Source organism: Paenibacillus sp. GCM10012306 (assembly GCF_042649265.1).
Classification (GTDB): domain Bacteria; phylum Bacillota; class Bacilli; order Paenibacillales; family Paenibacillaceae; genus Paenibacillus_AQ.
In genome coordinates this window covers 80,131-106,909 of record NZ_JBHRYW010000007.1, presented here as the reverse complement: position 1 = coordinate 106,909, position 26,779 = coordinate 80,131, and the positions used below count along the sequence as shown (strand labels likewise).

The following is a 26,779-nucleotide window of genomic DNA, read 5'->3' as shown; positions in this document are numbered from 1 at the left end:
AGCCCTGATGGCAGGGGCTGAAAGAAAGGAAGCGATTGATAACGATGAGGGTTGTCGGAAGCAAGCCCCAGGGAAAGCTGCAGACCCGGGCTGTCTATGGATATGGTGTCCGGCGCAGATATAGTCCTCGCTATGGTCCGCCGAATGAAGCGGTATTCATCTTGATATTGTTTTTGCTGCTTATTGTAATCCTGCTTTATTTTACCTGAGCACAGGAGGACATAAGGAGGGACCGGATAGCGAACAATAAGGAAAAACTTCTAAGCGAAGACAGTTCTGGAGCCTGTACTAGCAGGAACCGACTGCTGCAGGCTCCTCTTCGCTAAACGATAGGAGGTATGCTCATTGCCGGTTAAAACAAAGCGATCAGGGGTTAAGCTGAAGCTCGATTCCTTGACCCCGGAGTCTTATGAGAAATTGTCCAAGCCTTATGTCCCTGCCCGTCCTGTCGGGAAAAACTGTATTCGCGCCTTTCTAGCTGGCGGTTTAATTTGTCTGATCGGACAAGGTATCCAGGAAGCCTATATGGCGATCTTCGGAATGAGCTCCAAGGTAGCGGCAAGTCCTACGGTAGCCACACTGATTCTCATCTCCGTCATCCTGACCTGCTTTGGTGTCTATGACAAGCTGGCGCAATGGGCTGGAGCTGGCACAGCGGTGCCGGTTACGGGCTTTGCCAACAGCATGTGTTCCGCAGCGCTGGAGCATCGGGCTGAAGGGCTTGTGCTTGGTGTGGGTGGCAATATGTTTAAGCTGGCGGGTTCTGTTATTGTATTCGGAACCGTTGCAGCATTCATCATTGGTGTAATCTACGCCTTGATGGGCTGGGGAGGTGCACATTAAATATGAAACAGCTTGGCAGCCAGACCTGGGAGTTCACTTCAAGACCTGTTATTTTGGGTGCTTCCTCTGTTGTCGGTCCAGAGGAAGGAGAGGGGCCGCTGGCCGCGGATTTTGACTTCATTTATGACTCGCTGAAGATGGAGGAGAAGACTTGGGAGAAGGCAGAACGGGCGCTGTTCGAGAAAGCCTCTCAGTTGGCACTGATTAATGCTGGTGTGAAGCAGGAGGATCTGGATTTCTTTGTTGGGGGCGACCTGATGAATCAGATTATCAGCAGCTCTTTTGCAGCCCGTAAGCTTGGAGTCCCCTACCTTGGGGTATTCGGTGCTTGTTCTACGTCTATGGAGAGTTTGGCCCTTGCGTCCATGATTGTGGATACAGGCGGGGCCAAGCTTGCGCTGGCCGGAACCGCCAGTCACAACTGCACGGTGGAGAAGCAGTTTCGCTTTCCAACGGAGTACGGGTCGCAGAAGCCGCCTACCGCGCAGTATACTGTCACAGGCTCAGGTTGTGCTGTCGTCGGCCGTAATGATGGTTCTAACAAAGGGCCGGTAGTAACGCATGCCACAATTGGACGAGTAATGGATTTAGGAGTTACCGACCCCTTTAATATGGGGAATGCTATGGCGCCGGCTGCAGCAGACACCATTACGGCTCATTTCCGTGACACCACTCTCTCCCCTGGACATTATGATCTTATTGTAACCGGAGATTTGGCCTCCGTAGGCCTGCCGATCGCCAAGACATTGCTGGCTAAGGAAGGGATACCGATGGAACAGACCCGGTTCGATGATTGCGGTCTGCTCATTTATGATCTGGAGAAGCAGAAGTACGTCATTGCAGGAGGAAGCGGCTGTGGCTGCTCCGCAGTGGTGACTTATGGCCATATTTTGAAGCGTCTGAGAAAAGGTGAGCTGAAAAGGGTATTAGTAGTCGCTACAGGCGCATTACTGTCCCCTATATCCTATCAACAGGGTGAGAGCATACCATGTGTTGCTCATGCAGTTTCCCTGGAGAGTGGAGGTGAAGGAGCATGATTTATTTGTGGGCCTTTCTGGTCGGCGGAGCAATCTGTGTAATTGGCCAACTAATGTTCGACGTGCTGAAGCTGACGCCTGCGCATACCATGAGTACACTCGTCGTAGCGGGCGCAATTGCCGATGCCTTCGGTTTATATGATCCGCTCGTTAAATTCGCGGGTGCAGGCGCATCTGTACCTATAACAAGCTTTGGTAATTCCTTGGTGCACGGGGCGCTGACTGAACTGCAGCGGGATGGATGGATCGGCGTAGTAACCGGGATTTTCGATATTACAAGTGCCGGTGTTTCATCGGCCATTGTGTTCTCGTTTCTGGCTGCACTTCTGGTCAGACCGAGAGGATAAGGGGTACTTAACAAGCAGGCTGGGATGACATTCCCGGCTTGTTTTTTTGTGCGCAGGAAAAAGGGTCTTGGAAAGTGACTTTTTACATATATAGAAACAACATCATCTGTAATTCGATTGCTTCCATAATGTACTTTGGGCCCCCTAATCATGTAAAATAACATTAATACTGCTTCATTCTGACATAGGAGGTTTACCATTCATGCCCGTACGTCAAGAATCTATGCATACCATGAACACTGTACGCCACAACCTTGAATCCTGCATCCTTGGAAAATCATTCGAAATACAGCTCCTGCTGACGGCAATGCTCGCCGGCGGCCACGTCCTTATTGAGGATGTGCCGGGTACGGGTAAGACTCAACTGATTCGTGCACTGTCCAGATCCATGTCCGGTGAATATCGCCGCATCCAGTGCAATCCTGACATTCTGCCGAGTGATATTACCGGTGTGTCCGTCTATCACCCGAAGGACGAAATGTTCCACTTCCGCCCGGGACCGGTCATGACGAACATATTGCTCGCAGATGAAATTAACCGCGCCACGACCAAGACACAATCCGCACTTCTTGAAGTGATGGAAGAACGCAATGTCACCGTAGACGGTGAGACGTATACGCTTCCACATCCGTTTATGCTTTGTGCGACTCAGAACCCCATTGATTTTGAGGGGACGTATACATTGCCGGAAGCCCAGCTGGACCGGTTCATGTTGCGAATCAGCCTGGGTTATCCCGATGCGGAGACAGAGAAAACGCTGCTGCTTACCCATCAGGATGGACAGCCGGTAGACAAGCTTACGCCGGTCACCAGCATGGAGCAGATTGCTGCCATTCAAGAAGAGATCCGTGACGTCTACATCAGCGAGCCTGTGCTGAACTATTTGCTGGATGTGGTACGGATGACTCGTGAGCATCCACTGGTGTTATTGGGTGCAAGCCCGCGTGCCTCTCTATCCTTCATGATGGCTTGCAAAGCCTTTGCCTTCCTGCAAGGGCGTGATTATGTGCTGCCTGATGATGTTAAGATTCTGACCCCTTATGCATTGTCACACCGGATTCTGCTGCGTCCGGAATCCCGTCTGGATAATATTGGTGTTGATTCCCTGCTACAGAAGCTCCTGCAAAATATCCATGTGCCTGTCACGATGAGGCAATAACATGAGACGTTATTTGTCTGCGGCGGCCGCTGTCATCCAGCCGGCGAAGCTTGCCGGCATCCTCGCAATTTGGGGCATCACACTGCTGTACGTACTGTTTCAGGGTGGAAAAACATCAATTATGCTGTTTATCATGGTTTCTGTTCTCATTCTCTACTTAATTATCGGAGGGCTCGGCGGTGTTCGCCGAGCTACCGGCTCCCGCAGCTTCCATTCAGAGCAGGAGAAGCCCGATCTGCTGTCTGCAGGCGGACATCTGCGAGTACGGCTTAACGTAACGATCCCCGGGTTTCTCCCGCTGCCCTATGTTATTGTTCGTGAAGTTATGAAGCGACATAACGGCGAGAGCTGGGTATTCGAAGATAGCCTGATTACGAATCTCAGGGGTGAAGGAGAGCTACGTTTTCAGACACCTCCAATGGAACGCGGCAGCTATACCTTCGGGGAGACAGATGTCTTAAGCGAGGATATCTTCGGACTCGTGGAGCACAAAGGCTCCTTTACGACCGGAGGTCAGTTCCGTGTTCTCCCGCGGGCGATATTCATTCCGCGCTGGCAACTGTATGAGCGCAAATCAAGGCTGGCTGGTCCGCAGGTCTCCCTGGCTCAGTCCAGACGCGAGACTACGCAAATCAACGGTGTTCGCGATTATGTGTACGGCGATCGACTGACTCGTATTCACTGGAATGCTACTGCCAAGACCGGAGCTTGGAAGTCCAAGGAATTCGAACACGAATCGATTCCTAAGACCATGATCGTCTTGGACAGCGGTTCAGGAGCATATGATACGGCTGCACAGTTGGAACTGGCGATCTCGATAACGGCTTCACTGCTTGGCTTTGGGATCCGTGAGCGAATTGGCATCGGCTTATGCTGTCTGGATAAGACCACCAAGGTCTTCTCACCCGCTGAGAGCGGGGCAGAGAGACAGAAGATGGTGCATTACCTGATAGATATCAACGCCGAGGGTCAGGGTTCAATTGTGGCCCGGCTGGAGAAGGCACATCGAATGTTCCCCAAGGGGGCTTATTTCGTACTGGTCAGCCCGAAGAGTGGACACACTGTGCTGGAGACTTTGCGCTGGGCGGAAAGCCGTGGCATGACCCCTTCCCATCTTCATGTGCAGAACCCTGCAGGGATGAATCGCAGCGGGAGCTGGCTGGAGATTCTGAAGGCACGCGGGGTTACAGGCTACAGCATCGCTTCGCTGCATGAACTTCCTGCTGTATTGGGAGGGGAGTCCTGATATGAAAAGCTGGCTTAATCTGCTGAAATCATCTTGGCATTATGCGTTCAGCCTATTATGGGTGATCATCATTGCCCTGCAATGGCTTTCTTATTCTAATCCGATCTGGCTGCAAGAGACGACAGCCTCCGTGCTGATCGTTCTTGTTGCTGTAGCAATTATAGAAATATTATTGCCCATTCAGCGACCTTATCGCCTGTTGATCGAAGCCTGTACAGTGCTGTATCTCTTGTACAGAACGCTGCTGCATTTTGGAATTTATGATACGGAGATCATTTATCAGACAAAAGGAGAATGGCTGACAGATATCGCGAGTCGGTCTGCACCGTATCTGGGCTTCGTTCTTGGGGCGTGGGCGTTGTTGTTGCTGGCCTCATGGTGGGTCAATACGAAGGCGCGCATTCTGATGTTTATTGGGATGAACATTGCTGCCTTCGGTGCCTTGGATTCCTTCACATCATCCGTGTTGTGGCAGGAGGTTGCGTGGACAGTGTTCGCAGGGATGGGTTGGCTGGTCAGCCAGCATCTGCGCAGCTTTCAGGTACGCTATCCGCATGGCTGGTCTTATTTGCTGGATTATCCCTTGAAAGCAGTTGTGAATATCGCCATTATTTTTTCATTGGTTATTCTTACAGGCATTAATATGCCAGAGGTTCGACCTACATTGACTGACCCCTATACGGCTTGGAAAGAATGGAATGGCGATGGAGCGGGTGTCGGTGGCGGCTTCTCAAGCTCAACAGAGACGAGCGCTGGGAAGAATTTCGCTAACAAGACCTCGTCCGGGTACAGCTTGGATGATAGCAAGTTGGGCGGTGGATTCAATTTTGATTATGCGCCCGTAATGAGCGTAATATCCGATCTGCGCACGTACATGCGTGGAGAGACCCGAATTGTATATTCGGGGAAAGGCTGGACCGATGACGACAGGCAGACAAGAGGTCCGCTTCAAGCTACAGAGATCGGTGCAACCCTGAATGCTGTTCCAACGAAAGGAAAGACCCGCGAGTTAAAGCAAACGGTAAAAATGCTGAACAGCTATGAGTATCCAGTAATCTTCGGGGGCTATTCCATTGCAACCGTCGATTCTGTTAACGAAGAAGCACAGAGCGATGGCCTGTTCTGGCGGAATCGGGACAGTGAGATGCTGTGGGACGCGGATGGAAAGAAACGGCCCTACCCTCAGACCTATGAACTGACTTCGGCGATCCCGGTCGTTCCTGTTCAGGAACTCAGCAAGAAGAGCTTTGATCAATTGTACGGCGGGAAGGAAATCGACCCGGCGCTGCTGAAGTTGCCGGCGTCTTTCCCGGATCGCGTCAAGGAGCTGGCTCGGGAGATTACGGCCGATGCCAGCACCCCGTATGAAAAAACGGCGCTATTGCAACAATATTTACAGCTGAACTTTCCATACACCAATCAGCCAGATCTTTCGCATGCCAAGAGTTCTGATTTTGTGGATAGCTTTCTGTTTGAGATCAAGGAAGGGTACTGCGATTACTACTCTACCGCATTTGTCACGATGGCTCGTTCCCTGAATATCCCTGCTCGCTGGGTGAAGGGTTATGCGCCGGGAGAGCAACCTGAGCTGCCGGATAATCTGGGGATGCGACCGGGTGGAGCATTCAATAACAATTATACGATTACAGATGCGGACGCTCATTCCTGGGCCGAGGTGTATTTTGGGGATTATGGCTGGGTTCCTGTCGAGGCAACACCAGGCTTCAATGTTCCATTATTGGTACAGAATGAGACCCCAGACCGTGATCCTCTAAATGATCAGCAGGACCAGGAAGAACAAGAGAAGGCAGCCAAAGCTGCAGCGGCAGATCAAAAAGGATTCCGCATAGGAACCTGGGCAGTGGTCGCAGCTGCGGCGGTACTAGTGATGTGGGCTGGATTCCAGCTCTGGAATCACCGTCTCAAGCTTCGTTTTCTGCTGCAGCGCCTGAAAGGCGGCGGTCCATTGACCCCGGATCAGAAAGTCTTGATTGAGACCGGGCGGTGGGTCAAATATATGCGGCGCAGAGGAATGAGGAAGGAAACCCATGAAACGCTGCGTGAATCGGTGGCTCGCTGGAGCAAGGAACGGCCGTCAGCAGCTGAAAATTTAGCGGTTCTGCTCAGCATGTTTGAACAGGCGAAATACAGTCCGGATGTTATAGAAGACAAAGACTGGCGCACAGTGTATACTGAAGCTTTGCGGCTGCGGAAAAGCATGAAAGCCGGCAGATGAAGCCCCGGGGCAGAAGAAATTCTGCCTTGGCTTTGTTTGCGAAGACCATAGAGTATGATATAGTTTTTTGTATGAAATCGAGGTGAACGTATTGTTTGAAAAGTTGGTCCCGAAGCTCCGGGTAAATACGGTGTTCGATATCGCTCTGGAAGAGCTGTATCAGCAGGGCTACCGGGGCATCATTACGGATCTGGATAATACGCTGGTCGGCGCGAAGGCGCCGTTAGCGACTACTGAACTGCTGGTATGGTTCCAGAAGGTGAAGGAGCTAGGTTTCAAGCTGATTATTGTATCCAATAATAATATGGATCGGGTCTCGCGTTTTGCCACACCGCTCAATATTGAATTTGTACATCAAGCCCGCAAGCCAATCAATGCTCCCTTTTATAAGGCCATGCAGATGATGGATCTGTCACCTAAACAAACGATTGTGGTGGGGGATCAGATGCTGACCGATGTATATGGAGGCAACCGGCTTGGTCTGTATACGGTGCTTGTGCTACCTATTTCCATTAAGGATGAGGGGTTCGGCACAAGGATCAACCGTCGGGTAGAGCGGATCGCCCAAAGCAGGCTCCGCAAAAAAGGATTGTGGCACGAGGAGGAAAAACCCCAATGAATCAACACAGTGAAATACAGCACCCTGTTAAATGCAGTGGCTGCGGCATCAAGCTTCAGACCGAGGACAGAGAGCTTCCAGGCTTTATTCCTGAGTCGGCTTTTAATCGGGAGCCCGTGATCTGTCAGCGTTGTTTCCGGATCAAGAACTATAATGAAGCTTCATCCGTTTCGGTAGATCAGGATGAGTTTTTGCGTCTGCTGAGCGGAGTAGGCGAGAAGAATGCCCTTGTCATTCATATCGTCGACTTGTTCGACTTTGAAGGCAGTTTGATTTCGGGTCTGCAGCGCTTTGTCGGCAACAACCCTGTCATTCTGGCAGTGAACAAAAGCGATTTGTTGCCTAAGGTTACGAACTGGAACAAGGTTCGCAACTGGGTACAGCAGCGTTGCAAAGAGCATGGATTGCGTACGGCGGAGATTGTACTCTGCAGTGCCAAGCGTAACCAAGGCTTTGACCGACTGTTGGAATCAGTCTCTGAACTGCGCGGTCAACGTGATGTCTATGTCGTAGGCGCAACCAATGTGGGTAAATCCACGCTGATTAACCGTCTGATCTCAGACTATAGCGATCTGGATCAGGAATTGACGACCTCCCGTTATCCGGGTACAACCTTGGATACTGTGAAGATTCCGCTGGACGACGGTCATTATATTATTGATACTCCAGGGATTGTCTACCCTTGGCGTTATAGTGAACTAGTGAACCGCCGTGATCTGGATGCGGTTATGCCTGTGAATCCGCTGAAGCCGGCCGTATATCAGTTGAATGCAGGGCAGAGTCTCTTCTTTGGTGGCCTGGGACGCTTTGACTTTGTGCAAGGGGAACGTCAGTCGTTTACCTGCTTCATCAGCGGCACACTGAAAATTCACCGTACAAAGCTTGAGCGTGCAGACGAGCTATACGCGAATCACCGCGGCGTTATGCTGTCTCCGCCAGCAGCGGATATTATGGACGATCTGCCGCAGTGGCAGCGCCACGAATTCCGTATTGGCCGGAATAGCCTTAGCGATCTATATATTTCCGGTTTGGGCTGGATTAAAATCAATGGGACGGAAGGTGCGGTTGTGGCCGTTCACGTTCCGCGTGGCGTGAAGGTACTTACTCGCCCTTCGCTGATTTAGAAAGAGGGGGACGGTCGGTATGGGATCTGCTACCGCAAAGTACAAGAACGGGGATATCCTGCTGGGTGTGATGGGAGATCCGATTGGACACTCCAAATCTCCGCTGATGCACAGTGCCGCCTTGAACGCTATGGGCATTTCTGGGGCTTACGTGCCCCTGCATGTGAAGCCTGAGAATCTCGGCGAGGCCGTGCATGCTATTCGGACACTGGGGTTTCGTGGGGTCAATATCACGATTCCGCACAAGGTGGCAGTTATGGAATACTTGGACCGGCTGGATGAAAGTGCGCTTGCCATCGGCGCTGTCAATACCATTGTCAATGATGATGGTGTACTCACAGGCTATAATACAGACGGCATCGGGTATGTGCGTTCCTTGAAGGCGGAAGCAATTCCTGATCTGTCCGGTACCCGGATCATGGTGATTGGTGCTGGTGGAGCGGCTAGAGGGATTGTGGCTGCCCTGCTACAGGAGTCACCTGCTTCCATCATCATTGCCAACCGTACAGCGGACAAGGCCCAGGAGTTGGCGGCAGAATGGAGACAATCGGGAAGTTTGGCCGGAATCTCCCTGGATGAAATGACGGAACATCTGAAGGATATCGATGTGTTGATCAACACCACCTCTGTCGGGATGTATCCACATATCGACGGACTGCCGGTCAATCCGGCATTGCTGCCCCCGGGAATAGTGGTCAGCGACTTGATCTATAACCCGCTGCACACGCGGCTTCTTACGGAGAGCCTGGAAAGAGGCTGTATCATTCACGGAGGTCTGGGAATGTTCGTCTATCAAGGTGCATATGCTCTTGAGTACTGGACAGGACAGGCTGCTCCTGTGGATATTATGCGTCAAATCATTGAGGAAAGCCTCGGCGGCAGAGCATAAGCAATGTATTTACTGGTTTAGGGTAATAATATGTTAATTAAGGAGTTTTGTTCATTTATGTTAACTGGAAAACAAAAACGCTATCTGCGCTCGCTGGCGCATCATCTTGATCCTGTATTTCAAGTCGGCAAAGGCGGAGTGAACGATCATCTGATCCGTCATATCGATGAAGCTATCGAGAAGCGGGAACTGATGAAGGTCAGTGTGCTGAATAACAATATTGAAGATCCGAAGGAAATTGGTGCAGCATTGGCCGAGCAATCAGGTTCAGAGCTTGTACAGGTTATTGGAAAGACTATCGTTCTGTACAAGGAATCCCGTGACAACAAGACGATTGAGCTGCCGCGCTAATAAAGCAAGAATATAGGCGTGAAACGAATAGGAAACGGGGAGGCGAGCCTCTTGAAGATTGGCATTATGGGAGGCACCTTCGATCCTCCCCATATCGGTCATATGTTGGCGGCTGAATCGGCAAGGGATACCTATCGTCTCGATGAGGTCTGGTTCATGCCCTCACATATTCCCCCGCATAAGCATAAAGCAGGGGCATCCGGTGAAGACAGACTGGCCATGGTACAGGAGGCGGTGAAGGATCATCCCTCCTTCCGCGCGCTGGATCTCGAAGTCCTGCGAGGCGGTGTTTCCTACACCATTGATACGATTAGGGAGCTGCAGAGCAAGCATCCGCAGTCGGAGTTTTACTTTATTATTGGTGCCGACATGGTGGAGTACCTGCCAAAGTGGCAGTCTATCGATGAATTGGTGCAGCGTCTGACCTTTATTGGTGTGGGTAGACCTGGGACGACGCTGGATCTGAAGGCGCTGCCTGATCATATTGCCGGCCGGGTTACACTCGCGGATATGCTGCAGGTGGATATATCATCGACAATGCTGCGGCAGCGGGCGGCTGAAGGCAGGTCGATCCGTTATATGGTACCAGATGGTGTTTATGAATATGTGCAAAGGGGTGGACTATATGGCATACAGTCGTGAGGCGCTAATTGAGGCGGTCTCTGCGCAGATGCCCGACAAGCGATGGAAGCATACGCTGGGCGTCATGGAGTCCTCCGTCAAGCTGGCGGAGACCTACGGAGCTGACCCTGTTCGCGCGGAAACTGCAGCCATTCTGCATGATGTAGCTAAGTATTGGCCTGTGGAACGTATGCGGGATATTATTGAGCAGAACGGTTTGTCCAAAGAACTGCTGGCACATGACAAGCAGCTTTGGCATGCAGAGGTAGGAGCTTTTGTCGCAGAACATGACTATGGCATTACCGATTCCGAGATACTGGATGCCATAAAGTATCATACCTCAGGCCGTGAGGGCATGGGGATACTAGAAAAGGTGGTTTGTCTCGCCGATTACATTGAGCCAGGACGCGACTTTCCAGGTGTCAATCACATTCGCAAGCAGGCGAAAGCCAGTCTTGAAGACGGACTAGTCGCCGGTTTTGATTCTACCATCAGCCTGCTGCTCGAGAAACGCCGAATTGTGTTCCCGCTGACCGTACTGGCCCGAAATGATTTAGTCAGAATATTGGAGGAAAAAGAATGAGTCCAACACCTAGCAAGCTATTGCAGCTGGCGCTTAAAGCTGCTGAAGATAAAAAAGCTATGAATGTCGTTGCGCTGGATCTGCGCAATATTTCACCGATCAGCGATTACTTTGTCATCTGTCACGGTAATTCCGATATCCAGGTGCAAGCCATTGCTACCGAGGTTCGTAAAGCTGTGCATGAAGCAGGCGGTGTTATCCGCGGCATCGAAGGAATGGATTCTGCACGTTGGGTGCTGATGGACATTGGGGATGTAGTTGTCCATATCTTCCACCGCGATGAGCGCGAATACTACAATATTGAGCGTCTGTGGTCCGATGCCAAGGTTGTGGAGAACGTATGAATCTGATTGCTGGAACTACAGTTACCTTAACGGTAGCGCGTGAAGTCTCTCCGTACGGTTATTTTTTGACTAACGGCGACGAAGAAGTCATGCTTCACTATACGGAGCTGGCTAATAGAAGCAAGCCTAAAGCAGGCGACAAGCTGGAAGTGTTCATTTTCTTTGACACCGAAGACCGCCTTGCCGCTACCTTGAATAAGCCTTATCTGCAACTTGGCGAAATGGCGCTGCTGGAAGTAGCGGACATCCATCCACGACTGGGCTGTTTTCTGGAAATGGGACTTGGCCGTCAACTGCTGCTCCCAATCCGCGAGTTGCCTGATCTGAACGAGCTTAAGCCACAGATTGGCGATAAGGTGTTTGTTCTTATGGAACATGATAAACAGGGTCGTCTACGAGCGAAGCTGGCTGGGGAGCAGGAGCTAGCTCCGCTCGCAGTACCAGCGCCTGAGTCATGGAAGGGCCAGACTGTTTCCGCCAGAGTTTACAAGCCGCTGCAAATGGGGACATTCGTCCTTGTGGATGCCGGTGTACTGGGCTTTGGTATCATCGGTATGGTTCATTCCTCCGAACGTAGTCGCCTGCTTCGCCTGGGTGAACAAATCGGGGCACGGATCTCGCATATCCGCGAGGATGGCCGGGTCAATCTGTCAATGAGTCAGCGCAAGGAAGTCGGTCGTGATGTGGATTCCACGACGCTGTTGGAATTCCTCCAATCGCGTCCTAACGGTGCGATGCCATACTCCGATGCAACGCCTCCAGACATTATCAAGCAGCGCTTCGGGATCAGTAAATCGGCCTTCAAGCGGGCGCTTGGTAAGCTCATGAAGGAGGGTCTAGTCACCCAGAAGGAGAACTGGACCCACCTAACGAGTTCGCAGGAGGATGCTTCGGCAGAAGGAAACGGTGCCCGTGAGGGCGAATCCGGACAAGCCGGACAATAAGCTTGATTATAGAAAGTGCGGTGAACGCAGTGCCTGCCTACGGGAAATTTGCTTATGTATACGACGAGCTGATGGCGGACATGCCTTATCCAGACTGGATTACATTTGTCGAGACAGCCTGGAGTAAATACGGCAAGCCGCTGACGGTAGCGGAGCTGGGCTGCGGAACGGGAGCAATCACGATTCCGCTGGCAGGAGCCGGCTACCGGATGACGGGCATTGATCTCTCGGAGGACATGCTAGCCGTTGCTCAGCGCAAGATGGAAGATCATCCACAGGGCCGGCGTTTTCTTAGAGAGGGAAGTGTTCGTTGGGTCAATCAGAATATGAAGGCCTGGGAACTGCCTGAGCCGGTGGATTCTGTAATTTCATTCTGCGATTGTTTGAACTATGTCGTGGAAGAGGAAGATATCCGCGCCGTCTTCGCTCGTACCTATGCTGGATTAAAGCCGGGAGGAACGTTCCTGTTCGACGTCCATCACCCGAATACGCTGATCCGCTATGAGGAAGAACAGCCTTTTATTCTGGATGAGGAATCAGTATCCTATATCTGGACTTGTGAGCTGGATGTACCAAGACGCGAGATTGAGCATCACCTCTCCATTTTTGCCCGTGAAGAAAGAGGTAATGGTTTGTACCACCGATTTGAGGAGACTCACATCCAGCGTGCTTACGAACCGGAATGGTTAAAGGCGGAGCTGCGCAAGGCAGGTTTCTCCAGCGTGGAGACGTTCGCTGATTTTGAATGGGTTGAGGCGGATGATGATGCCCAGCGGTTATTTTATATTTGTGTAAAATGAATGGGTTGGATGGCTCACTGATTTAGTCTAGGGGCGGGGAGTTCGCTGAACTGGGGCGCTGCGGGCCGGAGGTTTCTTACGATCGCTGTTAAAGTCCGATTTCTGATTGTAATAAGAGATTATAGGGTGAAATCGGACTTTAAAGGCGAACACTATCGTTTCTCCAGAATTCCTCCGGCCCTTCGCTCTGTTCGAGCGACAGGGCACCACCCCTAATCTCAACAATGAGCCTCAGGGATGGCAGCAGTCTATGTGATTTTCGCAGGCGGCTGCCTTTTCTTTTTGACCGAATCCGTTTGTGGCCCCTTTCATGGCCCCTCCTTGAGTCACGGAAGAGGTTCTCTGTTCAACCGCGTTGTTTTCCGCGCTGCCCCCATATTGCTCTCCGCGACTCCCCCCGTCTTACTTCTCTCCTGCCTCGCTAATGCTGAAATAAGTGCATTTTTGTACCTTAATTTGGCCGGAAAGAAGGCGGGAAGAAGATTAAGGACATTTTTGTATGTTAATTCTTTCGATGGAACGTATTTTAAGGATAAAGTGGAGAAATAAGGTACAAAAATGCTCTTAATTTCCTTTTTTCTCTAAAATGATGGATATAAGGTACAAAAATGTCGTTATTTTAAGTATTGGCCAGAGGTTATCCTTCCAGTTCAATCTGTTTCTAGAAGTTACCTCCCCGGTTCGCCTGGTTACAGTATAAATTCCCATAAAATACATAATAACCTATAAACCCCATAAATCCAAAGAAATCAAAGAAACCAAAGATACCGGGGATATCAGAGAGACCAGAGTTACTGTAAAAACCACAGAAGCCACCAGCCCCACAAGCCCACAAGCCCACAAGCCCACAAGCCCACAAGCCCACAAGCCCACAAGCCCACAAGCCCACAAGCCCACAAGCCCCACAAGCCTCATAAACCCCTCGGCGCAAAAAAACCGGACCACCGTGCTTTTAGACACGAGCGGTCCGGTATCCTTCAACCAATTACCGGTGTTCAAACAGATCGATGGCGCCGAGCACAATATGCGCCAGACCAAACCCAAGCACGCCGGTTGCAGCCATCTTATACTTGCTGCCTAGAAAAGCAGCACTAGAAGCAGTAACTACGGTTCCAAGAACGGTGGGAATCAGACCTTCACGCATATGAAACACTCCTTCTCGGTGGTTTGAAAGACAGAATTAGTGTGGGTAGAGGGAGCGCCAATTATACAGGGTCCTGACTGGGGATGAATGGAGAAGACAAGGCAGAGAAGGGCCAAAGAAGGAGGAAGAAGAGAGAGAACGGGCTGAGAACGGGCTGAAAAGAGACAGAAGAGAACAAAAAAGGCTATGCCTACTTGAAGGGGATAAATCTTCCAAGCGGGCGTAGCCTATTTGAATTTTTAAAACTTAAGGAATGTATTGCTGAACGATGGAAGTGATTACGCCATCTTTGATCGTGAGGTGATAAGGGAACTGGCTCAGATCCAGATTGTGATTCTTGGCAAATTGTTGCGTGAATTCCTCTAGGCTGATCTTCTCGTTCCAGTGAATATCAATATCCTCCAGCTTGCCGGTACGGTCATAAATCTGCATGGTCACGGTTGCGTCAGGCGCTATCCGGTAGGTGGTGAGTGTAGGACTGTCGTTCACGATATAATATCCGTCAGGCGTTCCGCCGAGCTCTGCTGCGGCTTCCGGCTCTCTTTGGGCGAAAATTTTATCAGCTTCGGCACCTTGATACCATTCAATCTCATCAGTGATTGCCGATAATACACCTTTGTTTGAATGAAGAGAATGAATATACACGGTTGTATGCTGAACGGTGTCACCGCGGCCTTCCGCGCTGGCCGAGGTTCCGACTGTACTTGCCGATGTAATGAGGGACAGGAATAATAGGATGACAACGGGCAGGACATAAGCTGACTTTTTCTTGAACAATGAAATCTCCCCCTTGGCTTGATACACAGTGTAAGATTAATTACCCCTTGGGCTGTTAATCAAACGAGTATTGTACTACTAATAACGATGAAATGGTGGAAAGGTTGCAAATATTTTTGGGCTACTGCAAAAAAAGTGAATAGTCCCCATTCATAGTAAACGAAGGCTGCTCCGGGCATATTAGAATATCCAAACTTGAGGCTGGGAGTGACCGGAAAATGGCTGGAATTATCACTATCTACCGTAACGATTGGCGCAACGTCTTCAAGGTACCGACGGCAGTTCTGCTGATTGCTGCGCTTGTTGTGCTGCCTTCCATCTATGATTGGGTGAATGTAGCGGCTGTGTGGGACCCTTACAGCAATACCTCAGGGATTAAGATAGCAGTAGCTAGCCAGGATGAGGGGGCTTCCGTGGATAACAAGAGCTTCAACATCGGCGAGGAGGTTCTGGAAAGTCTGCATCATAATACGAGTCTGGGCTGGACCTTTATGGATGCAGAGCAGGCTAGGCATGGGGTACAGCGAGGAGATTACTATGCCAGTGTCGTTATTCCCAAGGACTTTTCCAGCAAGATGGCCGGGATTCTGGAAGGCCGGCTAAACAAGCCGGAAATCGAATACACCGTGAATGAGAAGATTAATGCGATCGCTCCCAAAATTACGGCTAAGGGTGCGTCATCCATCACGGCCCAGATTAGCGAGCATTTTACCGCTACCCTCAGTGAAACGGTGCTGACGGCCCTCGGCAGGATCGACCGCCAGTTTCAGTCTGAGCTGCCCGTGATCCGCAGAGTGGAGAAGGGATTGTTCCTGCTGGAGGATAACCTGCCGCAGATTGAAGCCGCCGGGAGAACGGTGCTGAAAATTCATCAGGAGTGGCCGCAAATTCACCAGTCAGCAGAGCGGCTGGCGACGCTGGAGCAGAAGCTGCCAGAGGTCGAGAGAGCTGGAACGGCGCTAGAAACGGTCGATGCCCATTGGCCGCAGATTAGTGAAGCGGCTGGGCATTTGACGGAGCTGGAGTCCAAGTTACCGGAATTGGAGCGGGCAGCGAAGCTTGTCAGCGGACTGGATGAGCATTTTGATGACGTGGCCGGGGTGCTTAACAAGGCGAGCGTGGATCTGGAAAATGGGAGGAAAATCGTGGATGCAGCGATGAAGGCGCTGCCACAGGCTGACAAGATTGCCGCTGCCGGAAGTGCCTTTGGTCAGCAACTGCAACAGTTTATCGAGAAGAACAACGCCGCCCTTGCGGCAATTCCCCCTGTGATCAAGCAGAATCTGTACTTGCTGGACCAGACGGAGGATGCTGTCGCTCAGCTCGCAGAGGGCTTGAAGGCCGGTACGCTGGAGACAGCGGCTGCGCTGAGCGCGCTTAATAGTAATCTGGCCCGGCTTGCGGCTGGGAAAAATGTACTGGACCGCACGATCTCGCTATTGAATTCACTGGATGAACTGTCGTCTGGAAATGCGCTTGCGGCCGATGTCCAGGCCCTGGAAGGGGTCCGAGACCAGTTCGCTGCGCAGTCTGCCCTGGCCGGCAGTCTCGCCTCAGCACTGGAAGCCGGTAGCGAGCCGGATGCTGGTAGGGTGCAGCAGCTCAGCACCGGAACGGGACAGGGATCAACGGCGCTTGGCCGGCTGATCTCCCGCTTCGAGACGCACACGCTGCCAGGCATTCAGAGCGCACTGCAGCCGCTGACTGCGGCTGCACAGGACGCGGCGACCCGGCTCCGGGAGGTGCCGGGTCGCCTGCCCGCACTGGCCGCCATCCTGCAGGATGCAGCGGCGGCCATACAGTACGGGCAGGAGGGCTTGGCGGCGCTGCAGAAGGATCTGCCCGCCATCAGGGCGGCCGTCCATACGTCGGCCGCCGGGATTGCGGATAAGATGCAGCGCTTCAGCGCTTTTGTCCGCGACGTCCTGCCGCGGATTCAGCAGGGGCTTCCCGCCGCTGGGCAGCGAATCCATGAAGCGGCGGATTTTGCCCGCCACGATCTGCCAGCGGTGGAGCAGAAGGTCCGCAAGGCAGCGGACCTGATCCGCACCGGGCTGCCGAAGGCGGACAAGGGGGTGGAACGCGCAGCGGAGCTGGTGCGGGACGATCTGCCGCTACTGGAGACCGCCATCCGCAAAGCGGCGGCGACGATTCGCCAGATCAAGCAAGATGTGAATCTGGAGCAGATTGCGGATCTACTTGGGGGCGATATCAAGTCCAAAAGTGATTTTTTGGCCAATCCTGTAATCCTTAAGGAGAATAAGCTGTATCCAATTCCGAACTATGGATCGGCCATGACCCCTTTTTACGTAGTATTGTCCATATGGGTGGGCGGAACGCTGTTGATTTCGCTGCTGCGCACATCTGTGGAGACGGAGGGCATAGTTTATAAGTCGTATCAGCTCTACTTCGGACGGCTGCTTACTTTTCTCACTGTAGGTATTTTACAGGCGCTGGTGGCCGCACTCGGTAATATTTTTATCTTGCATTGTTACGTCGCCGACAAGTGGTGGTTCATCCTGTTCGCGATGCTGATCAGTATCGTATTCGTGACGATTGTCTTCACCTTTGTCTCCGTGTTTGGCAATATCGGCAAGGGGATTGCTATTGTGTTCATGGTGCTGCAGTTTTCCAGCTCCGGAGGGACTTTTCCGATCAGCACCACCGGTCCTTTTTTTCAGGCGCTGAATCCGTTCATGCCATTCACCTATGCGATTAGCTTACTGCGGGAAGCGGTTGGCGGCATACTGCCAGAGGTGGCTATTCGTGATGCTCTGTATCTGGTTGGCTTCGGCCTGATCGCTCTTGTGCTGGCCCTGACACTTAAAAAGCCGTTAGAGCGGTTCATTCACAAGGCCGCAGAACAGGCGGAGAAATCAAAGTTGATTTCCTAAGAATATAGAAAAAAGAAAAAAATTTTCAACATCTTAAAGATATCTTTGAAAACTCAACCATTTTATTGACCTGTGTAATATTTACATCTAATATATAGGTATAAATGATCTTTAATTCTAATATATGGGTTTGGAGGTGGTGTTTGTTTGAATCCAGAGACCACAATCCGGGCGGAGTTGGACAAGTATCTGAGAGACAACGATCTTACGGTGAGCCAATTCTCCAAAATATCCGGGATTCATTCCGGCACGCTCAGCAGACTTGTCAGCGGTAACCGTCCGATTGCCATGCAGCAGCTTGAGCGCATCACCTCGGGGATGGGACTTGGCGCAGGCGCCTTGTACGATTTATATGTGGATGAATGCTTCGTACATTCTACTCCTAACTGGCGGCGATTAGGCCCCTTTCTTCATCGTTGTGCTGACTTGAACAGACTGGAGTGTATCCGGAAGATAGTCGCTAATCTGATGGATAATTTGATGTATGCCCAGGTATTATTTGAAACGGCTGAAGACTTTTTTAATGATGACAAATATGAAGCTGCTGCAATTTTGTACGAAAGCGTGGCCGAAAGTGAGAAGTATCAGCATTCCGAACGGCTAGCATTATGTCAGTACCGGCTGTTCAAGATATCGCTAGGATATGACCAGGATGCTAATCTGCGGGCTGCGGTATATTTTGAGTATTTTGTCGAGCGGTTGGATGAGAGCGATCAACTGGATGCGCTGCGGGATTTGGCGAATATCTACACCTCACTGCACCGCTGGAGCAATGTAGATTCTCTGGCTAAGCGAATGGGAGAAAAGGCATTCATTCAATATGAGAACAAATATGATAAAAATATCAGCCGCACTGAGCACAAGAAACCTGAAAAACCGCTGTGCTTTTATATCTTGTACTCCTATTTATTAAGAGCAGCGGTCAGCCATGAGAATGGTGACTATGAGCAGGCCATGCGGTATGCAGCACTGTATTCTGATTCTAGCTGGATACGCGAAGATAGTGAAGAAGCCAAGTGGATTATGGAACAGTTCAAGGAATGGGCTGTAGCCAATACATATCTACACCGTCTGATGAATGGGGAAGTTGAAATCCTTTCAGAATACGTGGCGTATATAAAAACTAGGGAAAATGAAGTTCTGCCAGCTTTTATCAAAATTATGCAAGCAGCGAACCGTATCGGGTTCAATGCAGATGAGGTTATCACACAGTTCCAATCTCACTTAATGTATAAAGAACACCGTAGCAAATTGGGGAAACTTAGTATGCAAGTCATGTCAGATAAATATACTAATCTTTTATGTGAACTGGCGACCTACTATTTACGAACCAATAGATATAAAAAAAGTGTCTATTATATATTAAAAAGTTTGGAACTTTCTGTTAAGATAAATAATGACAGCTGTGTGATTCAATGTGTTGGATTATTTGAAGAAATCCGACATCTAACAACAAGAGAAAATCAAGAGAAGTACAAAAAATTAATAAGTGAGGTGCAAAGACTTAATGAAAAGAAAAATGAGTATGTTGCTGGTTGTTTTTAGCGTGGCTCTGACCGTTGCGGTTCCTGCCTATGCTGCAGATGTTAATTCTAGCCAACCATCTATCAAAATTCTGATTCATGGAACTGGTAGCTAAGAAATTATACTTAGGCATAGAAGAGCATTAGTATACTTATAAAGTAAAGAAAGAATCTCTGCTTAACGTAGAGATTCTTTTTTTATTGGCTCAGCCTCATAGTCAGGCTACTCTTCGTTCGAATAAATCAGCGACACTTGATGACTGTTCAAGAACTCGATCCATTCTTCGGACGGTTTCTGGTCGGTAACAATATAATCGATTTTATCAAAATTCAGCAGCTTGATGAACGCAATCCGGTCAAATTTGGTATGGTCTACGAGGAGGACCACCTTATTGGCTTGCTGCTGCATAAGCACCTTCAGCTCGCTTTCCGCTTCATTGGAATCACTGACTCCGCCTGTCATGGACAACGCCTTGCAGCTGAAAACGACCACATCCACATTGTATTTCTGGATGGTATGCGAAGCATTCGGGCCGACAAAGGAACTGGTCTCCGGCCCCAGTGTACCGCCTGTGGAGATCAGCTTCTGCCCGGAATGCTGAAATTCGGACAACACTACCAGCGAGTTGGTGATAATCGTCAAATTGCTCTTCACTTCGATGATCCGGCGCAACGCCTCAAAGGCCGTCGAACTGGTATCCGTCATCACGCTGTCGCCATCGTTGATGAGATCCAGCACGTTGTCTGCGATTAGCCGCTTGGCTTCAATGTTGACCTGATGCCGGTTGGCATAGGAGGGGTCTTCATTGGTATGGGCGTTCAGGATTGCGCCGCCATAGTTTTTCTTGGCCAGACCGTCCCGGTCTAACTTGTCCAAATCGCGTCGTATCGTTTCCTCAGACACCTGAAACTTCTGTGCCAGGTCCGCAACATGGACTTTTCTGTTCCGGTACAGCTCTTTAATAATCAGGTCCCGCCGTTCAAATGCTTTCATCCGTTCACTCACCTTTTTCAATATCTCTATCTCCTAGTTTACTACAAGGATTATAAATGCAAAAGAATTGTAATGAAATGAAAAACCACATTCGATATATATAATATCACATAATACCACATTAATGTTTCGGTTAACTGTGGTTTTTATGTTGACTTAAGCGTTTACACCTTTTATGATGAAGAAGAAATGATTGTTGGCTGAAGTTGCAATGATATAAATTCGATTATTTAACCAAACATAATGTGATGCTGAGGAGGAAGTACAGTGGCAGCTAAATATCCGAAGATTGGGATTCGTCCGACCATTGATGGCAGAAGACGCGGGGTACGTGAATCGCTGGAAGTACAGACCATGGGAATGGCGGAGCGGGTGGCTGAGTTTTTACAACAGAACTTAAAATATCCCGACGGCTCGCCCGTAGAGTGCGTTATTGCTGATACTACAATCGGTGGGGTTAAAGAAGCGGCGAATGCCCGCGATAAATTTGCTGTAGCAAATGTAGGGGTGTCGATCACTGTGACGCCTTGCTGGTGTTATGGTACGGAAACGATGGACATGGATGCAACGATTCCGCATGCGGTGTGGGGCTTCAATGGAACCGAGCGTCCAGGTGCGGTGTACCTTGCGGCTGTATTGTCCGCTTATGCCCAGAAGGGCATCCCGGCCTTCGGTATCTATGGAGAGGATGTGCAGGACTCCGGCAGCGAAATCATCCCGGATGATGTGCAGGCCAAGCTGCTCCAGTTCGCCAGATCGGCACTGGCGGTAGCGATTATGAAAGGCCAGTCCTATCTCTCGATGGGTTCTGTCTCCATGGGGATTGCTGGCTCGATCGTGAACGAGCAGTTCTTCCAGGACTACCTTGGCATGCGTAATGAATATATAGATATGTCTGAATTTGTACGCCGCATAGAAGAGGGCATTTATGATCCGAAGGAATACGAGCGCGCATTGGCTTGGGTGAAGGAGAATTGTGCCGAAGGTGCAGATAACAACCCGGCGCATCTGCAGATCAGCCGTGAAGAGAAGGATAAGCAATGGGAGACTGTTGTAAAAATGACGCTGATTGCCCGTGACCTCATGGTCGGCAATTCGGAGCTTGAGGCACTTGGTTTCGCGGAAGAAGCGAATGGTCACAACGCGATTGTGGCTGGATTCCAGGGGCAGCGCCAATGGACAGACCACTTCCCGAACGGGGACTTCATGGAGACGATTCTGAGCTCGTCCTTTGACTGGAACGGCAGACGCGCACCTTATATGTTGGCTACAGAGAATGACAGCCTTAATGGTGTAACGATGCTGTTCAACTACTTGCTGACGAATACAGCGCAAATCTTCGCTGATGTCCGTACATACTGGAGCCCAGCGGCGGTGGAACGTGTGACCGGCCATAAGCTTGCAGGTGAGGCAGCAGGCGGTCTATTGCACCTGATTAACTCCGGTTCGGCGGCGCTGGATGGAACGGGTGAACAGACCATTGATGGTCAGCCGGCGATTAAGCCATTCTGGGAGATTACAGACGAGGAAGCGAAGATCTGTGTCGAGAAGACGGAATTCCGTCCGGCGTCGCAGGAGTATTTCCGCGGGGGCGGCTTCTCTACCGACTACCTGACCAAAGGCGGCATGCCGGTAACGATGGCGCGTCTGAATCTGGTGAAGGGTCTTGGGCCGGTTCTCCAGCTTGTCGAAGGCTACACGGTAGATCTGCCAGAGGATGTGCATCATACGCTGGATCAGCGGACCGATCCGACTTGGCCGACTACTTGGTTTGCACCAAAGCTGACTGGCGAGGGTTCATTCAAAACGGTATACGATGTGATGAACAACTGGGGCGCGAACCACGGGGCCATCAGCTACGGCCATATCGGTGCAGATTTGCTGACACTGGCATCCATGCTGCGTATTCCGGTAAGCATGCACAATGTGGCTGAAGAACATATCTTCAGACCGCGTGTCTGGTCGCTCTTCGGCACAGAGGATCTGGAAAGTGCAGACTACAGAGCCTGCCAGAACTTTGGCCCGCTCTATTAAACTTCGGAATAAGCAGGTGGTAGGAAGATGAGCGAGATTCAGAGACTGCTAGCAGTGGATCTTGGCGCCAGTTCCGGCCGGGTCATGCTGGGTAGTTATGACGGTTCCACGATTCAGATCGAGGAGATTCACCGTTTTGACAATACACCGGTACAGGTACAGGGCCATCTACACTGGGATGTGCTGAGACTATTCCACGAGATTAAGCAGGGCGTGCGTGAAGCTGCGCGGGTATATGGCAAACTGCTGTCGCTAAGCGTAGACACGTGGGGTGTGGATTACGGATTTATCGATCACCGGGGGCAGCTTCTGTATGCGCCACATCATTACCGGGATCAGCGGACGGTTCCGCACCGCTCCGGTCTGGAAGAGCGTCTTCCGCCCCGGGAACAGTTCGCTTTGACCGGCAATCAGCCTGCGCTGATCAATACTGTCTATCAACTTTATGCAGATTTGCAGGACAATCCATCTCTAGCGGAATCGGCTAGAACAATGCTGCTGACGCCCGATTTGTTTCACTATCTGTTCTCCGGTGTAGCGGCTGCGGAAAAGTGTATCTGGAGTACTAGCGGGTTGGCAGATGCAGTAACCGGTGAACCTTCACATGAGGTCTTTAAGACTCTGGACCTGCCGATCTCGCTGATTCCTGAACTTGTCGCCGAGGCTGGAACGGTGCTGGGTGAGGTGACACCCGCTATTCAGGAGGAACTGGGATTGGGCGCTATGAAGGTGATAGCAGGCGCTTCTCATGATACGGCCTCGGCTGTAGCTTCTATTCCTTATGCTGATAAGGATGGGGCAGCGTTCATCAGCTGTGGTACCTGGTCCTTGGTGGGCAGAGAGAGCGAGGGTCCGGTAATTACTGACCAGAGCTATGCGTACGGCTTCACAAATGAGGGCTGCTATGGTGGTACGAACCGGGTGCTGAAAAACATCACCGGATTGTGGATTCTGCAGGAGTCTCAGCGTCACTGGGCCGCATCGGGTCAGCGTATCGGTCATGCCGAGCTGGCGGAGCTAGCTGCAGAGGCTGGCCCGGCCGTCGCGATTATCGATCCTGACGATCCATTGTTCTCCACCCCAGGCGATATGCCGCAGCGAATCGTTGAATACTGTCGGAGAACACAGCAACAGGAGCCGCATACTCCTGGGGAGACGGCTCGCGTCATTGTGGAGAGTCTTGCTCATACTTACAGTTGTGCGATAGATGACCTTGAGGAAATCACAGGCCGGCCCGTACGTGTTATTCATATGGTTGGCGGGGGAATTCAAAATCGGCTTCTCTGTCAGCTCACGGCTGACCGAACCGGCCGGGAAGTCATTGCAGGGCCGGTAGAAGCCAGTGCGATCGGGAATATGGTAACTCAGCTGTTGGCACTAGGTGTGGTGGAACTATCTGCGGTAAGCGAGCTTATCGCGCACTCCAGCACACTGATAACCTATCAGCCAAGTAATAGTAAGAATCCTGCGCGGTGATAGCGTCGACCGATGTTTTAGGATCCAGCACTAATGTTGATTTTTTGAACATATACAACACATGGATAAGAGGAGAGATTATCGTATGGAGAATCATGAACAGCAGTTGCGTCGCCAGATTTGTGAGATTGGGAAGAACCTTTTCAACAAGGATTTTGTAGCGGCTAATGACGGCAATATCTCGGCACGCCTGTCGGCCACCGAAGTACTGGCTTCTCCAACCGGCGTCAGCAAAGGCTATCTGGAGCCTCACATGCTGGTCAAAGTGAATCTGCAGGGCGAGATTCTGGAGGCAGCCGAAGGCTACCGTCCTTCTACGGAAGTAAAGATGCACCTGAAGATTTACAATGAGCTGCCGGAGATGAACGGAGTCGTGCATGCTCACCCACCATATTCCACTGCTTTTGCCATCAAGGGAGAAGCACTGGATAAGATGCTGATGCCGGAATCCGTTATTGCGATGGGTGACATTCCGCTGGCAAAGTACGGTACGCCTTCTACCAATGAAATTCCAGACTCCCTGGAGCCTTTCCTGGGCAAGAAAACGGCAGTGTTGCTGGAAAGCCACGGCGCGCTGACCTGGGGCAAGGATGTTATGAGCGCGTACATGAACATGGAGCGCTTGGAGTTCACCGCTAAGCTGACCTTCCTGACCCGTATGATCGATGGGGAGCGGGAATTGCCGCAGCACCGGATTGACGAATTGATCGCATTGCGGTCTTTCTACGGCATGTAATTTGGAGGTTGAATTCCTATGTTGAAGAAGATTCCCAAGCTGCTGTCGCCCGAACTGGTTCGCGTACTGATGGAAATGGGCCATGGCGATGAAATTGTGCTGGCGGATGCCAACTTTCCGGGGCATTCACATCACTCCCGGGTTATCCGGTACGACGGGATCGGCATTCCAGAACTGCTGGATGCGATTCTAGAATTGTTCCCGCTAGACCACTATGCTGAGCATCAGGCTGCATTCATGTCTGTGGTACCGGGTGATCCTACCGTTCCGGTAATCTGGGAGACGTATAAGGAGATCTTGGCGAAGCATGATGCAGAAGCCGTGATTGGTCATGAGGAACGATTCGACTTCTACAGCCGCTCGAAGCAGAGCTACGCCGTTGTAGTCACTGGTGAAGAAGCGCTGTATGGCAATGTGATTTTGAAAAAAGGGGTTGTCCGCTCCTAAGCTAAGGAAGTTAGTATAACATACAGAAGAAACCGTTCCTTGCAGGAGAAGCTGGCGCATGTAGCTGCAGCTCACCTGTCATAGGTACGGTTTCTTTTTTGTAGACCAAGCGGCTCTATTTTATATTCCTGCGCTTCTGGTCTTCTTGAACTTGATTGCCATCGTAATGAGTTGAATCACAAAGATTAGTCCTATGATATAAACTAGATTCTGTGTGCCTTGTTCCCAGATGGTGGTAATGACTTGAAGAGCATCGCTACCCTCCGAAATAAAGCCGGACTGATTGATTTGTGTCAAGAATTGCGGGTTCCAGATGTTATGGCTGGAGAGGATGAACAGAGCTACAATGAACTCGAATGCACTGACTAGCGTGCTGAGGATGATAAGAGAAGGAGTCCAGCGTCCGGTAATTATTTTCAAAGTTTCTCTCAGAACGTTCGTGGCAAAAGCAATCCAGATCCACGGCAGGAAGCTGCGAAATACCTCTACATTAAACAGGGGCACGATGAGATGTGAACCGTTATCCTGAAGGAACCAGATCCCGAATAGTTGGAGATTGAAGAGGAACAAGAATGCAAAGATTGCAGTAAAGATGATATTGAAGATTGGGTCGGACCGTTTGATCGTTAGCTCCCGGGAAGGAAGCTGCGGTAGCTGCGAGGGAGTCCAGGAATGGTCGGAACGACGCTTGAGCTGATCCTTGTGAATTCCTTTATATTCGACCAAAGCAAAAATAACGGTAACCCAGGCAAAGGCCTGAAAGAAAGCCAGCAGAATATCGTTAAAATAGTCTCTTAAATGCTGCGACATATGGGATGCATCGGACAGGCTGTCCACGGCAAAGCCGACGGCCATGGCAATGGCTACTGCGGAGAATACGACCCGAAGCACGGTCAGATAGGTGGAAAAAAGCTCCGGACCGATCAAATACCGCCCGGTTCCCCGGTATTTATCTGCTAATGCCTCGGGATCTCCAAGCTCAAGCAGCACGGCTTCGACTTCTTCCTTGGTATGACTGCCGGGAGAAGAGCGTTCTTCCAGCATATCTTCTATCAAACCTTCAAGCTCTTTCTCGATGTCAGTTCGCTGCGACTCGGGCAGCCTTCGTACTACCGCATGAATGTAGCGTTTAATCAGTTCCACGGTTGTTCCCTCCATCAATCAAAGTGTCCATACTGTCTCTCATGCTTCGCCATTCTTCACATAGCCTGATGTAGACCTCTTGCCCGGCTGGACTTAGGGAATAGTATTTGCGGGGGCGGGTCTCATTGGTATCCCAAGCGCTTTCCAGCAATCCTTGCTTCTCCAGTCTGCGTAAGAGCGGGTAGAGGGTGTTCGGATCGACAGTTACACCCTTTTCTTTCAGTACAGTAACTAGGGAATAGCCATACTGGGGCTGGGTTAACTGGCTGAGCACACCGATGATAATCGTTCCGCGCCGCAGTTCTTGCACCAGTCCGCTTACTGTTTCCTGGATATCCATGATGTGCATCAACTCCTGATTGCATTATACTGTGTGACGCACACTATTACAATATGAACAATATCATGATTTATAAAATAAAAAACTTTGAATGAAAATCATTTTTTCCATTTATAGCAAGCTAAAGA

27 protein-coding genes are annotated in these 26,779 nt (G+C 50.7%); 22 read left to right on the top strand and 5 right to left on the bottom strand.

Going from position 1 to position 26,779, the window contains the following annotated elements; all coding sequences use genetic code 11:
- The first annotated feature begins 44 nt into the window (after positions 1-44).
- The 16 genes from ACFORK_RS16405 to ACFORK_RS16330 all read left to right on the top strand — a co-directional run bounded on the left by ACFORK_RS16405 (position 45) and on the right by ACFORK_RS16330 (position 13,143).
- On the top strand, positions 45-209 hold the full coding sequence (locus ACFORK_RS16405) for a hypothetical protein (protein ID WP_379200771.1): 165 nt from the start codon (positions 45-47) through the stop codon (positions 207-209).
- A 169-nt stretch (positions 210-378) separates the two neighbouring features.
- The gene (gene spoVAC, locus ACFORK_RS16400) at positions 379-843 is read left to right on the top strand and encodes a stage V sporulation protein AC (RefSeq protein WP_379201235.1); all 465 of its coding nucleotides are present in this window, start codon (positions 379-381) and stop codon (positions 841-843) included.
- Between the two features lie 2 nt (positions 844-845).
- On the top strand, positions 846-1,880 hold the full coding sequence (spoVAD, locus tag ACFORK_RS16395) for a stage V sporulation protein AD (RefSeq protein ID WP_379200769.1): 1,035 nt from the start codon (positions 846-848) through the stop codon (positions 1,878-1,880).
- Positions 1,877-2,227 (top strand): stage V sporulation protein AE, encoded by a 351-nt coding sequence (gene spoVAE / locus ACFORK_RS16390; protein ID WP_379200767.1) that lies wholly within the window; start codon positions 1,877-1,879, stop codon positions 2,225-2,227. Before spoVAD ends, spoVAE begins: the two co-directional genes overlap by 4 nt.
- A 202-nt stretch (positions 2,228-2,429) precedes the next feature.
- Complete coding sequence (locus ACFORK_RS16385; RefSeq protein WP_379200765.1) at positions 2,430-3,386, top strand: AAA family ATPase; 957 nt, start codon at positions 2,430-2,432, stop codon at positions 3,384-3,386.
- 1 nt (position 3,387) lies between these two features.
- A complete protein-coding gene (locus ACFORK_RS16380; RefSeq protein ID WP_379200763.1) occupies positions 3,388-4,632 on the top strand; it encodes a DUF58 domain-containing protein in 1,245 nt (414 codons plus the stop codon).
- Between the two features lies 1 nt (position 4,633).
- Complete coding sequence (locus ACFORK_RS16375; RefSeq protein WP_379200761.1) at positions 4,634-6,868, top strand: DUF4129 domain-containing transglutaminase family protein; 2,235 nt, start codon at positions 4,634-4,636, stop codon at positions 6,866-6,868.
- 91 nt (positions 6,869-6,959) lie between these two features.
- Entirely contained in the window at positions 6,960-7,487 is a 528-nt protein-coding gene (locus ACFORK_RS16370) for a YqeG family HAD IIIA-type phosphatase (protein ID WP_379201233.1), read from the top strand.
- The gene (gene yqeH / locus ACFORK_RS16365) at positions 7,484-8,611 is read left to right on the top strand and encodes a ribosome biogenesis GTPase YqeH (protein WP_379200759.1); all 1,128 of its coding nucleotides are present in this window, start codon (positions 7,484-7,486) and stop codon (positions 8,609-8,611) included. Before ACFORK_RS16370 ends, yqeH begins: the two co-directional genes overlap by 4 nt.
- A 19-nt stretch (positions 8,612-8,630) precedes the next feature.
- Positions 8,631-9,500 carry a shikimate dehydrogenase gene (aroE, locus tag ACFORK_RS16360; protein ID WP_379200757.1) on the top strand — a complete coding sequence of 290 codons (870 nt, stop codon included), beginning with the start codon at positions 8,631-8,633 and terminating at the stop codon, positions 9,498-9,500.
- 57 nt (positions 9,501-9,557) lie between these two features.
- The gene (gene yhbY / locus ACFORK_RS16355; protein WP_379200754.1) at positions 9,558-9,851 is read left to right on the top strand and encodes a ribosome assembly RNA-binding protein YhbY; all 294 of its coding nucleotides are present in this window, start codon (positions 9,558-9,560) and stop codon (positions 9,849-9,851) included.
- Positions 9,852-9,902: 51 nt separating this feature from the next.
- Positions 9,903-10,493 carry a nicotinate-nucleotide adenylyltransferase gene (locus tag ACFORK_RS16350; RefSeq protein ID WP_379200752.1) on the top strand — a complete coding sequence of 197 codons (591 nt, stop codon included), beginning with the start codon at positions 9,903-9,905 and terminating at the stop codon, positions 10,491-10,493.
- Complete coding sequence (yqeK, locus tag ACFORK_RS16345; RefSeq protein WP_379200750.1) at positions 10,477-11,055, top strand: bis(5'-nucleosyl)-tetraphosphatase (symmetrical) YqeK; 579 nt, start codon at positions 10,477-10,479, stop codon at positions 11,053-11,055. The genes ACFORK_RS16350 and yqeK overlap by 17 nt, the downstream gene beginning before the upstream one ends.
- The gene (gene rsfS, locus ACFORK_RS16340) at positions 11,052-11,399 is read left to right on the top strand and encodes a ribosome silencing factor (RefSeq protein ID WP_379200748.1); all 348 of its coding nucleotides are present in this window, start codon (positions 11,052-11,054) and stop codon (positions 11,397-11,399) included. The genes yqeK and rsfS overlap by 4 nt, the downstream gene beginning before the upstream one ends.
- The gene (locus ACFORK_RS16335) at positions 11,396-12,343 is read left to right on the top strand and encodes a CvfB family protein (RefSeq protein WP_379200746.1); all 948 of its coding nucleotides are present in this window, start codon (positions 11,396-11,398) and stop codon (positions 12,341-12,343) included. Before rsfS ends, ACFORK_RS16335 begins: the two co-directional genes overlap by 4 nt.
- A gap of 29 nt (positions 12,344-12,372) precedes the next feature.
- The gene (locus tag ACFORK_RS16330) at positions 12,373-13,143 is read left to right on the top strand and encodes a class I SAM-dependent DNA methyltransferase (protein WP_379201231.1); all 771 of its coding nucleotides are present in this window, start codon (positions 12,373-12,375) and stop codon (positions 13,141-13,143) included.
- Positions 13,144-14,128: 985 nt separating this feature from the next.
- On the opposite strand, the gene ACFORK_RS16325 is transcribed toward ACFORK_RS16330, so the two are convergent.
- Both ACFORK_RS16325 and ACFORK_RS16320 read right to left on the bottom strand, forming a co-directional pair.
- Positions 14,129-14,287, bottom strand: coding sequence for an asparagine synthase (locus ACFORK_RS16325; protein WP_379200744.1), 159 nt, complete (start codon positions 14,285-14,287; stop codon positions 14,129-14,131).
- A gap of 246 nt (positions 14,288-14,533) precedes the next feature.
- The gene (locus ACFORK_RS16320; RefSeq protein ID WP_379200742.1) at positions 14,534-15,064 is read right to left on the bottom strand and encodes a hypothetical protein; all 531 of its coding nucleotides are present in this window, start codon (positions 15,062-15,064) and stop codon (positions 14,534-14,536) included.
- A 218-nt stretch (positions 15,065-15,282) separates the two neighbouring features.
- Between ACFORK_RS16320 and ACFORK_RS16315 the strand changes: the two genes are divergently transcribed.
- Both ACFORK_RS16315 and ACFORK_RS16310 read left to right on the top strand, forming a co-directional pair.
- Entirely contained in the window at positions 15,283-17,958 is a 2,676-nt protein-coding gene (locus ACFORK_RS16315; RefSeq protein ID WP_379200740.1) for a YhgE/Pip family protein, read from the top strand.
- A 147-nt stretch (positions 17,959-18,105) separates the two neighbouring features.
- Positions 18,106-19,503, top strand: coding sequence for a helix-turn-helix domain-containing protein (locus ACFORK_RS16310; RefSeq protein WP_379200737.1), 1,398 nt, complete (start codon positions 18,106-18,108; stop codon positions 19,501-19,503).
- 201 nt (positions 19,504-19,704) lie between these two features.
- Here ACFORK_RS16310 and ACFORK_RS16305 read toward each other — a convergent pair whose 3' ends face one another.
- Positions 19,705-20,487: a DeoR/GlpR family DNA-binding transcription regulator gene (locus tag ACFORK_RS16305; protein WP_379201229.1), complete on the bottom strand. Its 783-nt coding sequence runs from the start codon at positions 20,485-20,487 to the stop codon at positions 19,705-19,707.
- 255 nt (positions 20,488-20,742) lie between these two features.
- Between ACFORK_RS16305 and ACFORK_RS16300 the strand changes: the two genes are divergently transcribed.
- The 4 genes from ACFORK_RS16300 (at position 20,743) to fucU (ending at position 25,168) form a co-directional block, all read left to right on the top strand.
- Entirely contained in the window at positions 20,743-22,509 is a 1,767-nt protein-coding gene (locus tag ACFORK_RS16300) for an L-fucose isomerase (RefSeq protein ID WP_379200735.1), read from the top strand.
- 27 nt (positions 22,510-22,536) lie between these two features.
- Positions 22,537-23,985 (top strand): rhamnulokinase, encoded by a 1,449-nt coding sequence (locus tag ACFORK_RS16295; protein ID WP_379200733.1) that lies wholly within the window; start codon positions 22,537-22,539, stop codon positions 23,983-23,985.
- Between the two features lie 85 nt (positions 23,986-24,070).
- Positions 24,071-24,721 (top strand): class II aldolase/adducin family protein, encoded by a 651-nt coding sequence (locus tag ACFORK_RS16290; protein WP_379200731.1) that lies wholly within the window; start codon positions 24,071-24,073, stop codon positions 24,719-24,721.
- 18 nt (positions 24,722-24,739) lie between these two features.
- Positions 24,740-25,168, top strand: coding sequence for an L-fucose mutarotase (fucU, locus tag ACFORK_RS16285; RefSeq protein WP_379200729.1), 429 nt, complete (start codon positions 24,740-24,742; stop codon positions 25,166-25,168).
- A gap of 120 nt (positions 25,169-25,288) precedes the next feature.
- On the opposite strand, the gene ACFORK_RS16280 is transcribed toward fucU, so the two are convergent.
- Positions 25,289-26,311, bottom strand: a complete 1,023-nt coding sequence (locus tag ACFORK_RS16280; protein WP_379200726.1) for an HAAS signaling domain-containing protein — start codon at positions 26,309-26,311, stop codon at positions 25,289-25,291.
- Entirely contained in the window at positions 26,298-26,651 is a 354-nt protein-coding gene (locus ACFORK_RS16275) for a PadR family transcriptional regulator (protein WP_379200724.1), read from the bottom strand. The genes ACFORK_RS16280 and ACFORK_RS16275 overlap by 14 nt, the downstream gene beginning before the upstream one ends.
- Between the last annotated feature and the right edge of the window lie 128 nt (positions 26,652-26,779).

Excerpts from the sequence above, each read along its gene's own strand:
- ACFORK_RS16290 (WP_379200731.1), top strand. The coding sequence starts at position 24,071 with ATGGAGAATCATGAACAGCAGTTGCGTCGCCAGATTTGTGAGATTGGG.
- rsfS (WP_379200748.1), top strand. The coding sequence starts at position 11,052 with ATGAGTCCAACACCTAGCAAGCTATTGCAGCTGGCGCTTAAAGCTGCT.
- ACFORK_RS16405 (WP_379200771.1), top strand. The coding sequence starts at position 45 with ATGAGGGTTGTCGGAAGCAAGCCCCAGGGAAAGCTGCAGACCCGGGCT.
- ACFORK_RS16315 (WP_379200740.1), top strand. The coding sequence starts at position 15,283 with ATGGCTGGAATTATCACTATCTACCGTAACGATTGGCGCAACGTCTTC.
- ACFORK_RS16375 (WP_379200761.1), top strand. The coding sequence starts at position 4,634 with ATGAAAAGCTGGCTTAATCTGCTGAAATCATCTTGGCATTATGCGTTC.
- yqeK (WP_379200750.1), top strand. The coding sequence starts at position 10,477 with ATGGCATACAGTCGTGAGGCGCTAATTGAGGCGGTCTCTGCGCAGATG.
- ACFORK_RS16325 (WP_379200744.1), bottom strand. The coding sequence starts at position 14,287 with ATGCGTGAAGGTCTGATTCCCACCGTTCTTGGAACCGTAGTTACTGCT.
- fucU (WP_379200729.1), top strand. The coding sequence starts at position 24,740 with ATGTTGAAGAAGATTCCCAAGCTGCTGTCGCCCGAACTGGTTCGCGTA.
- ACFORK_RS16385 (WP_379200765.1), top strand. The coding sequence starts at position 2,430 with ATGCCCGTACGTCAAGAATCTATGCATACCATGAACACTGTACGCCAC.
- aroE (WP_379200757.1), top strand. The coding sequence starts at position 8,631 with ATGGGATCTGCTACCGCAAAGTACAAGAACGGGGATATCCTGCTGGGT.
- ACFORK_RS16335 (WP_379200746.1), top strand. The coding sequence starts at position 11,396 with ATGAATCTGATTGCTGGAACTACAGTTACCTTAACGGTAGCGCGTGAA.
- ACFORK_RS16380 (WP_379200763.1), top strand. The coding sequence starts at position 3,388 with ATGAGACGTTATTTGTCTGCGGCGGCCGCTGTCATCCAGCCGGCGAAG.
- ACFORK_RS16295 (WP_379200733.1), top strand. The coding sequence starts at position 22,537 with ATGAGCGAGATTCAGAGACTGCTAGCAGTGGATCTTGGCGCCAGTTCC.
- spoVAE (WP_379200767.1), top strand. The coding sequence starts at position 1,877 with ATGATTTATTTGTGGGCCTTTCTGGTCGGCGGAGCAATCTGTGTAATT.
- ACFORK_RS16275 (WP_379200724.1), bottom strand. The coding sequence starts at position 26,651 with ATGGATATCCAGGAAACAGTAAGCGGACTGGTGCAAGAACTGCGGCGC.
- yhbY (WP_379200754.1), top strand. The coding sequence starts at position 9,558 with ATGTTAACTGGAAAACAAAAACGCTATCTGCGCTCGCTGGCGCATCAT.
- spoVAD (WP_379200769.1), top strand. The coding sequence starts at position 846 with ATGAAACAGCTTGGCAGCCAGACCTGGGAGTTCACTTCAAGACCTGTT.
- yqeH (WP_379200759.1), top strand. The coding sequence starts at position 7,484 with ATGAATCAACACAGTGAAATACAGCACCCTGTTAAATGCAGTGGCTGC.